The following is a 9687-nucleotide window of genomic DNA, read 5'->3' as shown; positions in this document are numbered from 1 at the left end:
ATTCGAATGCGCCAACTCGTCCACCAACACCACCGCGGGCCCACGCACCAGCACCGCATCCACGTCCAACTCCGTGAAGGTGCTGCCGCGGTACTCCAGCACCCGGCGCGGGACCGTTTCGAGGCCGTGCAGCATGACCTCGGTGCGCGGCCGGCCGTGGTGCTCCACGAGGCCGACGACGACATCGGTGCCGCGCTCGCGCCTGCGGTGCGCCTCCGCGAGCATGGCGCAGGTCTTGCCGACGCCCGGTGCCGCGCCGAGGTAGATGCGCAGCTTGCCGCGTGCCATGGTGCCGCCTCCCGTTCTCCCCTGTCCGTAGGTGTGCCGGGTGTGTGTGGTCGGTGCTCGAAGCGCGGTCAGGGCTCGAAGCGGTATCCCATGCCCGGCTCGGTGATCAGGTACCGGGGGCGGGCCGGGTCGCGCTCCAGCTTGCGCCGCAACTGGGCCATGTAGACGCGCAGGTAGTTGCTGTGCGCGGCATAGGTCGGGCCCCACACCTCCTGGAGCAGCCGGCGCTGGGTGACCAGGCGGCCCGGGTTGTCGACCAGGATCTCCAGCAGGTGCCACTCGGTGGGCGTCAGCCGTACGCTGTTCCCGCCGCGGTGCACCTTCTTCGCGGCCAGGTCGATCGTGAACTCGTCCGTGCTGACCGTGACGGGCCCCTCGCTGTCGGCCTGCGGCCTGCGCCGCCGGGTGGCGGCGCGCAGCCTGGCCAGCAGCTCGTCCATGCTGAACGGCTTGGTCACGTAGTCGTCCGCGCCCGCGTCCAGCGCCCTGACCTTGTCCTCCGAGGTGTGACGGGCGGAGAGCACCAGGATGGGCACCTGGCTCTGCGCGCGCCGGATGCTCCTGATCACGTCGACGCCGTCCATGTCCGGCAGCCCCAGGTCGAGGACGATCACGTCCGGTTCGCGGGCCGCGGCCAGCCGCAGGGCGGTGCGTCCGTCGGTGGCCTCCTCGACCTCGAACGTACGTACCTGGAGGTTGATCCGCAGCGCGCGCACGAGCTGTGGATCGTCCTCCACCACCAGCACCCGGGGCATCGCCGTGCCGCCTTTCCTTCCTGGGGGATACGGGAGGGGGCCGCTCGTGCGCCGCGGGTACAGGGCGGCGGCGCTGCGGGGTCGTGGACGGGGGACGGGGGCGCCCGGGAGCCGCGGGTACAGGGCGGGGGCTGAGGGCTGCCGCGAGCGGGGGACGGGGGCGCCGCCGGCCCGGGCGCGGGGCGGCGCCCCGGTCGGGTGCGGGCCGGTGCCGGCCGGGCGCGGTCCCGGGCCGGGAACCGGTTCGGTGCGTTGGGACACCGCGGTCAGCCCTTCGCCAGGTCCTGGAGCGCGATGTTGAGTTCCAGGACGTTGACGCGGGGCTCGCCCATGAAGCCGAGCTGGCGGCCCTCGGTGTGGTCCGCCACCAGCTTCTCGACCCGCGCGACGGGAAGGTGGTTGCGTTCGGCGATCCGGTGCACCTGGAGTTGGGCGTACTGCGGGGAGATGTCCGGGTCGAGGCCCGAGCCGGAGGAGGTCACCGCGTCGGCGGGCACGTCCGAGGGCCTGACCTGGTAGGTGGCGGTGGAGTTGTCCCTGACCACCGCCTTCTTGGCGTCGGTCACCCAGGCGATCAGGTCCTTGTTGTCGCCCGCGCGGTTGGTGGCGCCGGACAGCAGCAGGTGGTACTGGGTGTTGACGGAGTTCTCCCCGAGGCCGTTGGAGGGCCGGGGCTGGAACCACTTCAGGGCGGGGGCCGGGGTGTCCTGGCCCTTCTTCAGCGGCAGGTCGTAGCGCTGGCCGATGAGGGACGAGCCGACGACCCGGCCGCCGCTGCTGATCTCGGAGCCGTTCGCCTGGTGGGGGAGGAGGCCCTGGGCGATCCCGGTGACCACCAGCGGGTAGAGGACGCCGCAGATGACGGTGAGGACGAGCAGGGCGCGCAGGCCGGCGCCGAGGAGACGGGCGGTGCCCGATGCGGAGGTGGCCATGGTGATCAACCGATTCCGGGGATGAGGGAGATGAGCAGGTCGATGATCTTGATGCCGATGAACGGGGCGATCAGACCGCCCAGGCCGTAGATGCCGAGGTTGCGGCGGAGCATGGAGTCCGCGCTCGACGGCCGGTAGCGCACGCCGCGCAGCGCGAGCGGCACCAGGGCCACGATGATCAGGGCGTTGAAGACGACCGCCGAGAGGATCGCGGACTCGGGCGAGGACAACGCCATGATGTTCAGCTTGTCCAGGCTCGGATAGGCCGCGGCGAACATCGCCGGGATGATGGCGAAGTACTTGGCGACGTCGTTGGCGATGGAGAAGGTGGTCAGGGCGCCGCGGGTGATGAGGAGCTGTTTGCCGATCTCGACGATCTCGATGAGCTTGGTGGGGTTGGAGTCGAGGTCGACCATGTTGCCGGCCTCCTTGGCGGCCGACGTGCCGGTGTTCATGGCCACGCCGACGTCCGCCTGGGCGAGCGCGGGTGCGTCGTTGGTGCCGTCGCCGGTCATCGCGACGAGCTTCCCCCCGGCCTGCTCCCGCTTGATGAGGGCCATCTTGTCCTCGGGCGTGGCCTCGGCGAGGAAGTCGTCCACGCCGGCCTCGTCCGCGATCGCCCTGGCCGTGAGCGGGTTGTCACCCGTGATCATGACGGTCCTGATGCCCATCCGGCGCAGCTCGGCGAAGCGCTCCCGCATGCCCTCCTTGACGACGTCCTTGAGGTGGACGACGCCCAGCACCCGTGCCCCGCCGCCGTCCTGCACGGCGACGAGCAGCGGCGTGCCGCCCGCCTCGGAGATCCTTGCGGCCAGGGTGTCGGCGTCCTGCGGGACGCGGCCGCCCTGTTCGCGGACCCAGGCCATGACCGAGCCCGCCGCGCCCTTGCGGACCCTGCGCCCGTCGACGTCCACGCCGGACATCCGGGTCTGGGCGGTGAAGGCGATCCACTCGGCGCCGGACAGCTCGCCCTGGTGCCGCTCGCGCAGCCCGTACTCCTCCTTCGCGAGGACGACGACGGAGCGTCCCTCCGGGGTCTCGTCGGCGAGCGAGGAGAGCTGGGCGGCGTCGGCGACCTCGGCCGCCGTGGTGCCCTGCACCGGCAGGAACTCGGCGGCCTGGCGGTTGCCGAGCGTGATGGTGCCCGTCTTGTCGAGGAGCAGGGTGGACACGTCGCCGGCGGCCTCGACCGCCCGGCCGGACATGGCGAGCACGTTGCGCTGGACGAGGCGGTCCATGCCGGCGATGCCGATCGCCGACAGCAGCGCGCCGATGGTGGTGGGGATCAGGCACACGAGCAGGGCGGTGAGCACGACCATCGAGGTCTGCCGGTCGGCTCCCGCGTAGATCGCGAACGGCTTCAGGGTGACGACCGCCAGCACGAAGACGATGGTCAGCGAGGCCAGGAGGATGTTGAGGGCGATCTCGTTGGGGGTCTTCTGGCGGGCGGCGCCCTCGACGAGGCTGATCATGCGGTCGATGAAGGTCTCGCCGGGCCGTGTGGTGATCCTGATGACGATCCGGTCGGAGAGGACCTTGGTGCCGCCGGTGACGGCGGACCGGTCGCCGCCCGACTCCCGGATGACGGGAGCCGACTCGCCGGTGATGGCGGATTCGTCGACGGAGGCGACGCCTTCGACGACGTCACCGTCTCCGGGGACGGTGTCGCCGGCTTCGCAGACGACGAGGTCGCCGACGCGCAGGTCGGTGCCGGGTATCCGCTCCTCGGCGCCCTGCGCGAGCCGGCGGGCCACGGTGTCGGTCTTGGCCCGGCGCAGGGTGTCGGCCTGGGCCTTGCCGCGGCCCTCGGCGACGGCCTCGGCGAGGTTGGCGAAGACCACCGTCAGCCACAGCCAGGCGGTGATGGCCCAGCCGAACCAGTCGCCGGGGTGGGCGATCGCCAGCGCGGTGGTGACCACCGAGCCGACCAGCACGACGAACATCACGGGTGACTTGACCATCACCCGCGGGTCGAGCTTGCGCAGGGCCTCCGGCAGCGAGGTGAGAAGCTGCCGCGGGTCGAACAGACCGCCCCCCACACGCCCGCCCGGCTGCCCGCCGGGCAGGTCCTGGTGCGGTGCGCGGGTCTCAGTCGCGGTGGACATGGCGTCCTCTTGTTTCCTCTGTTCGGTGTGCTCGTTTCGGGTGCCTGGTGGTCGGGCGGCCATCACGCGAGTCCTTCCGCGAGGGGGCCAAGGGCCAGGGCGGGGAAGTAGGTCAGCGCGGAAACGATCAGCAGGGTGCCGATCAACATGCCCGTGAACAGCGGCTTCTCCGTGCGCAGGGTGCCGGCGGTGACCGGGACGGGGCGCTGCTGGGCGAGCGAGCCGGCCAGGGCGAGCACGAACACGATGGGGAGGAAGCGGCCCAGCAGCATGGCCAGCCCGATGGTGGTGTTGAACCACTGGGTGTCCGCGTTCAGCCCGGCGAAGGCCGAGCCGTTGTTGTTCGCCCCGGAGGTGTAGGCGTACAGGATCTCCGAGAAGCCGTGCGCTCCCGAGTTCGTCATGGAGTGCGGCGGGGTGGGCAGCGCCATCGCGAAGGCGGTGAAGACGAGCACCAGGGCCGGCGTGATGAGGATGTAGCAGGCGGCCAGCTTGATCTCGCGGGTGCCTATCTTCTTGCCGAGGTACTCGGGGGTGCGGCCGACCATGAGGCCGGCGATGAACACCGCGATCACGGCCATGATCAGCATGCCGTAGAGGCCCGAGCCCACACCACCGGGGGCGATCTCGCCGAGCTGCATCCCCAGGATGGTGATCCCGCCGCCCAGTCCGGTGAAGGACGAGTGGAAGGAGTCCACCGCGCCCGTCGACGTCAGCGTGGTGGACACCGCGAAGATCGAGGAGGCGCCGACGCCGAAGCGGGTCTCCTTGCCCTCCAGGGCACCGCCCGCGATCTGGAAGGCGGGCCCGTGGTGGGCGAACTCGGTCCACCACATCAGCGCGATGAAGCCCACCCAGATCGTGGCCATCGCACCCAGGATCGCGTAGCCCTGCTTCAGCGAGCCCACCATCCGCCCGAACGTGCGCGTCAGGGCGAACGGGATCACCAGGATCAGGAAGATCTCGAACAGGTTGGTGAACGGGGTGGGGTTCTCGAAGGGGTGGGCCGAGTTGGCGTTGAAGTAGCCGCCGCCGTTGGTGCCCAGCTCCTTGATGACTTCCTGCGAGGCGACCGCACCGCCGTTCCACTGCTGCGGGCCGCCGAGGAACTGGCCCACCTCGTGGATGCCGGCGAAGTTCTGGATGGCGCCGCAGGCGACCAGGACCAGGGCGCCCAGCACGGAGATCGGCAGCAGGATGCGGACCGTGCCGCGCACCAGGTCGGACCAGAAGTTGCCCAGCTCACCGGTGCGGGACCGGGCGAAGCCGCGCACCAGCGCGACCGCCACCGCCATGCCCACCGCCGCGGAGACGAAGTTCTGCACCGCGAGGCCGCCGGTCTGCACGACGTGGCCCATGGCCTGCTCGCCGTAGTACGACTGCCAGTTGGTGTTGGCCACGAACGAGGCGGCGGTGTTGAACGCCTGGTCCGGGTCGATCGAGGCGAAGCCGAGCGAGCCGGGCAGATGGCCCTGCACGCGCTGCAGCAGATAGAGGAAGAGCACACCGACCAGCGAGAAGGCGAGCACCGCACGCACGTAGGCGGGCCAGCGCATCTGGGTGTCCGGGTCGGCCCCGGTCGCCTTGTAGATCCACTTCTCGACGCGCAGATGGCGGTCGGAGGAGTACACCCGGGCCATGTAGTCACCCAGTGGCCGGTAGGCCAGCCCCAGGGCGACGACCAATGCAAGGAGCTGGAGCACGCCAGCGGACAACGGACCCATGACCGTGCCTCAGAACCTCTCCGGGTGGACGAGGGCCACCACGAGATAACCCAGCAGGGCGACGGCGACGATCAGGCCGACGATGTTCTCGACGGTCACAGCTTCGTCACCGCCTTGGCGACGAGGGCCACCAGAGCGAAGATCGCGATCGTGGTGACCACGAAGGCCAGATCGGCCATCGTGAGCTCCTGGAGATGAGATGAAACGGGGAGGGGGAGAGGGCGGAACGGATGAGATGCATGGAAACCGGCCGTCTTGGCCGAGAAGAGCAAACCTCCTCCCGCCCTCCGGGTTAAGAGCCCTTGATGCGTCCTATACGGGCGAGGTCCGACCCTTAACGCCCACCTGACGCGGGCCGCCCCGGCCGGGCCCCGGCGGGACCGCCCGGCACGCCACCGGCACCGGTTTCTGCACGGTGAGCCATCGGACGGGTACGCGGTGCGAAGACTCCAGGGCCACCTCCGCGCGGCACCGGGCCGCTGCCGGCGCTAGGGTCCCTATCGCACCGCACTCGCCGGAGGGACCTGATGGCGCCGCATACGGTCATCGATGTCATGATCATTCTGGAGCGGAGCGACGGCAGCATCCTGCTCGCCGAACGCTCCGGCACGGGCTACGCCGACGGCATGCTGAACCTTCCCAGCGGAAAGGTCGAACCCGGCGAGAGCGTGATCGAGGCCGCCGTGCGCGAGGCCCGCGAGGAGATCGGGATCCGCATCGAGGAGCCGTCCCTGCGACTCGTCCACGTGATGCAGCACCGCAACCCGTCGGGGCGCGTCCGCGTCGGCTGGTTCTTCGCCACCCCGCAGTGGGCCGGCGGCGAGCCCTTCAACGCCGAGCCGCACAAGTGCGCGGGCCTGTCCTGGCACCGTGCGGACCAACTGCCCGGGCACACCGTGCCCTACAACGCGCTCGGCATCGCCCACTACCTGAAGGGCGAGCCGTTCTCCGTCCACGGCTGGTAGCCGCGTGCGCCCGGGACCAGCGGTCCCGATCCGCATGCGGGTGCCGGTGCTCCCCTTGGCCCGCGCGCAGGTGCGGGCCCCTGTCCCGTCCTGGCCCGTCGTGGCCGTCGTGGCCGTCGTGGTCGGTCGTGTCGCGTCGCCCAAGTCGCGTCGCTCGTGCCGGAAGGCTCCTCGGAGGCGGGCTGACGGGCCGCCACCAGTGCGCCCCCGGTGGGGGATCGGGGGGACATTAGGATCAGCGCATCGGACAGGCGGAGGGCGGCACGATGCAGTTGATCGAGGGGCTGGGCGTTCGGCTGCGCCCGGCCGGGCCGGGCGACCGGGAGCGTTTCCGGGAGATCCTGGGCTGCCCGGAGGTCGCCCGCTGGTGGGGCGATCCCGAGGAGGAGACCGAGGAGGCATGCGCACCGCCCGACGGCGTGCGTAGCTGCGCCATCGAACTGCGGCCGGAGGCCGGCGCCGACGGCACCGGCTCACCCGGCGCGGCGGACGGCACCGGCTCACCCGGCGCGGACGGTGCCGCCCCCCTCGTCGTGGGGATCGTCCAGGCATGGGAGGAGCCCACGCGCGACTTCCGGCACGCGGGCATGGACATCGCCGTCCATCCGGACTGGCACCGCAAGGGCATCGGCGGCGCCGCCCTGTACGTCCTCGCCCACTACCTCTTCGAGGTGGACGGCCACCACCGTCTGACGATCGACCCGGCGGCCGACAACGAACCCGCCATCAGCCTCTACCGCAAACTGGGCTTCCGCCCGGTGGGTGTGATGCGCGAGTACGAACGCCGCCGCGACGGCTCGGTGCGCGACGGGCTGCTGATGGACATGCTCGCCGGCGAACTGGTCGAGCCGGGGCGGCACTGACACCTCCGGCACCCCATCGGCCGCGCGGCCCCCGCGCTCCCCGCCGGGGCGCGCCCCGGCAGGCGCGCGGATCACTCGTCGCCCGGTGCCTCCCCCGTGTCGTCCGCGGTGGCCTCCGCCGTCTTCGACGCGTTCAGACGGCGCTGGCGTGCGCCCACCACCACCGCCGTCGCGGCCGAGACGCAGGCGAGGGCGGCGGGGACCATCCAGCCGCGGTTGAGGGTGTGCCCGAGGACGTGGTCCAGGGAGAGGCGGCCGGGGCCCATCACGGCGAGGCTGGTGGCGACCAGGCCGACCGTGACGGGGAGTTCGAGGCCGCCCGTCTGGTTGAAGAAGCCGTTGGGCGCGTGCACCGCGGCGGCGCCGGCCATGCCGCCCGCCGCGGCCGCACCGGCCGCCGGTGTGGCCAGCCCCAGCGCGAGCAGCGCACCGCCGCCCGCCTCGGCGACCCCCGACGCCACCGCGCTGGCCCGGCCCGGCACGTAGCTCACCGACTCCATGAAGGCCGCCGTGCCCTCGACGCCCGCGCCTCCGAACCAGCCGAAGAGCTTCTGCGCGCCGTGGGCCATGAGCACACCGCCTGTACCGGTGCGGAGCAGCAGCAGGCCCAGGTCATGTCGGTCGACACACATCGCTGGTGGTACCTCCTCATGGCGGCACCGATGCGCCGCCGTGCGCCGGATGCGTCTGGTGCGTGCCCTCCCACCGTGGCACGCACGGGGGCCGGGTACCCGGCCCGCGCCGCCGTACGGGTGGCGACGGCCGGCGGCCCGCCCGGGGCCGCACAGGACCCCGGCCCGCGCCTCAGCCCCGGCCCACGTAGGGCATCGCCGTCGCAAGCACCGTCGCGAACTGCACATTGGCCTCCGGCGGCAGCTCCGCCATGTGCAGGACGGTGCGTGCCACATCGCGCACGTCCATCACCGGCTCGGCCGCCACCTGCCCGTTCGCCTGGAGCACCCCCCGCTGCATCCGGTCGGTCATCTCGGTGGCGGCGTTGCCGATGTCGATCTGGCCGCAGGCGATCCGATAGGGCCGGCCGTCCAGGGACAGCGACTTGGTCAGGCCGGTCAGCGCGTGCTTGGTGGCCGTGTACGCGATGGACCGCGGACGCGGGACGTGCGCAGAGACGGAGCCGTTGTTGATGATCCGCCCGCCCTGGGGGCGCTGCTCCTTCATCTGCCGGAAGGCGGCCTGGGCGCACAGGAACGCGCCGTTCAGGTTGGTGTCGACGACCTGCCGCCAGGCGTCGTAGGACAGTTCCTCCAGCGGGACGCCGCCGGGGCCGAAGGTGCCCGCGTTGTTGAAGAGCAGGTCCAGCCCACCGAACCGGTCGCGCACCGCGGCGAAGAGCGCCGCCACGTCGCCCGGCCTCGTCACGTCCGTCGGGACGCACAGGGCCGCCGCCCCGTCCGTGCCCGCCGCCCCGTCCGTGCCCGCCGCGCCGTCCGTGCCCGCCGCGCCGTCTGTGCCCGCCGCGCCCGCGCCGGTCCCGTCGGCCGCGCGGGCCTCGTCGGCCCCGTCGGGCCCGCCGTCCGCGGCCGGTCCGTGCGGCCGTTCGGGGCGCCGGCCCGCGAGCCGCGCCGTCCCGGCCAGGCTCTCCACGCGGCGTCCCGCGAGCGCCACCGACCAGCCCGCGCCCATCAGCTCCAGTGCCACGGCCCGGCCGATGCCGGAACCCGCGCCGGTGACCACCGCGGTCTTCCTCCGCCTGTCCTCCATGGCTCCGCAGGCTACGCGGCCGGCCGGCACGGAGCGCTCACCCGGCCGTCATCGGCCGCACTGAAGTTCCACGACGGACGGCGCGGCCAGGTGACGGTCCGGCTCGACGTCCGGCAGGCGCGCACCGGTTTCAAGAGGGCCGGCGCCGGCACCACGCCCGGCGGGACGCTCAGCACGGCCGCCTCCCTCGTGACCGAGAGGCCGGCAGCCAGGGGCCCAGCAGGTCGGACGGCGACTTCGCGCCCTGCGGGCCCCCGCGCGAAGCCGAGCCCCCGCGCAGAGCCGACCCCCGCGCGGAGCCCGGGTCCCGACGGGGAGCGGGCGGCGCCCCAT

10 protein-coding genes and 1 pseudogene are annotated in these 9687 nt (G+C 72.3%); 2 read left to right on the top strand and 9 right to left on the bottom strand.

Annotated features, from left to right (window positions below; all coding sequences use genetic code 11):
- From IE313_RS08115 to IE313_RS08085, 7 genes and pseudogenes are all read right to left on the bottom strand, one after another.
- A pseudogene (locus IE313_RS08115) lies at positions 1 to 288 on the bottom strand (histidine kinase); the annotation flags it as partial.
- 68 nt (positions 289 to 356) lie between these two features.
- On the bottom strand, positions 357 to 1043 hold the full coding sequence (locus IE313_RS08110) for a response regulator (protein ID WP_189930248.1): 687 nt from the start codon (positions 1041 to 1043) through the stop codon (positions 357 to 359).
- 266 nt (positions 1044 to 1309) lie between these two features.
- On the bottom strand, positions 1310 to 1975 hold the full coding sequence (locus IE313_RS08105) for a potassium-transporting ATPase subunit C (protein WP_189930247.1): 666 nt from the start codon (positions 1973 to 1975) through the stop codon (positions 1310 to 1312).
- Positions 1976 to 1980: 5 nt separating this feature from the next.
- Complete coding sequence (kdpB, locus tag IE313_RS08100; protein WP_189930246.1) at positions 1981 to 4080, bottom strand: potassium-transporting ATPase subunit KdpB; 2100 nt, start codon at positions 4078 to 4080, stop codon at positions 1981 to 1983.
- 62 nt (positions 4081 to 4142) lie between these two features.
- Positions 4143 to 5804 carry a potassium-transporting ATPase subunit KdpA gene (gene kdpA / locus IE313_RS08095; RefSeq protein WP_189930245.1) on the bottom strand — a complete coding sequence of 554 codons (1662 nt, stop codon included), beginning with the start codon at positions 5802 to 5804 and terminating at the stop codon, positions 4143 to 4145.
- A 9-nt stretch (positions 5805 to 5813) separates the two neighbouring features.
- On the bottom strand, positions 5814 to 5903 hold the full coding sequence (gene kdpF / locus IE313_RS08090; RefSeq protein WP_189930244.1) for a K(+)-transporting ATPase subunit F: 90 nt from the start codon (positions 5901 to 5903) through the stop codon (positions 5814 to 5816).
- Positions 5900 to 6076: a hypothetical protein gene (locus IE313_RS08085; RefSeq protein ID WP_189930243.1), complete on the bottom strand. Its 177-nt coding sequence runs from the start codon at positions 6074 to 6076 to the stop codon at positions 5900 to 5902. The genes kdpF and IE313_RS08085 overlap by 4 nt, the downstream gene beginning before the upstream one ends.
- Before the next feature lie 255 nt (positions 6077 to 6331).
- Between IE313_RS08085 and IE313_RS08080 the strand changes: the two genes are divergently transcribed.
- Together IE313_RS08080 and IE313_RS08075 are read left to right on the top strand one after the other, a co-directional pair.
- Positions 6332 to 6769 (top strand): NUDIX hydrolase, encoded by a 438-nt coding sequence (locus IE313_RS08080; RefSeq protein ID WP_189930242.1) that lies wholly within the window; start codon positions 6332 to 6334, stop codon positions 6767 to 6769.
- A 266-nt stretch (positions 6770 to 7035) separates the two neighbouring features.
- A complete protein-coding gene (locus IE313_RS08075; RefSeq protein ID WP_189930241.1) occupies positions 7036 to 7632 on the top strand; it encodes a GNAT family N-acetyltransferase in 597 nt (198 codons plus the stop codon).
- 71 nt (positions 7633 to 7703) lie between these two features.
- Here the strand turns inward: IE313_RS08075 and IE313_RS08070 are convergent, their stop codons facing one another.
- Positions 7704 to 8264, bottom strand: coding sequence for a DoxX family protein (locus IE313_RS08070; protein ID WP_189930240.1), 561 nt, complete (start codon positions 8262 to 8264; stop codon positions 7704 to 7706).
- Between the two features lie 172 nt (positions 8265 to 8436).
- The gene (locus IE313_RS08065; RefSeq protein ID WP_189930239.1) at positions 8437 to 9354 is read right to left on the bottom strand and encodes an SDR family oxidoreductase; all 918 of its coding nucleotides are present in this window, start codon (positions 9352 to 9354) and stop codon (positions 8437 to 8439) included.
- Between the last annotated feature and the right edge of the window lie 333 nt (positions 9355 to 9687).

The sequence above is a fragment of the Streptomyces sulfonofaciens genome (genome assembly GCF_014656295.1).
Classification (GTDB): Bacteria; Actinomycetota; Actinomycetes; order Streptomycetales; family Streptomycetaceae; genus Streptomyces; species Streptomyces sulfonofaciens.
Note: the sequence above shows the minus strand (reverse complement) of the source record. Positions and strands in the feature narration are given on the sequence as shown.

Coding starts and splice junctions, on each gene's coding strand:
- IE313_RS08110 (WP_189930248.1), bottom strand. CDS start 1,043: ATGCCCCGGGTGCTGGTGGTGGAGGACGATCCACAGCTCGTGCGCGCG.
- IE313_RS08105 (WP_189930247.1), bottom strand. CDS start 1,975: ATGGCCACCTCCGCATCGGGCACCGCCCGTCTCCTCGGCGCCGGCCTG.
- kdpB (WP_189930246.1), bottom strand. CDS start 4,080: ATGTCCACCGCGACTGAGACCCGCGCACCGCACCAGGACCTGCCCGGC.
- kdpA (WP_189930245.1), bottom strand. CDS start 5,804: ATGGGTCCGTTGTCCGCTGGCGTGCTCCAGCTCCTTGCATTGGTCGTC.
- IE313_RS08080 (WP_189930242.1), top strand. CDS start 6,332: ATGGCGCCGCATACGGTCATCGATGTCATGATCATTCTGGAGCGGAGC.
- IE313_RS08075 (WP_189930241.1), top strand. CDS start 7,036: ATGCAGTTGATCGAGGGGCTGGGCGTTCGGCTGCGCCCGGCCGGGCCG.
- IE313_RS08070 (WP_189930240.1), bottom strand. CDS start 8,264: ATGTGTGTCGACCGACATGACCTGGGCCTGCTGCTGCTCCGCACCGGT.
- IE313_RS08065 (WP_189930239.1), bottom strand. CDS start 9,354: ATGGAGGACAGGCGGAGGAAGACCGCGGTGGTCACCGGCGCGGGTTCC.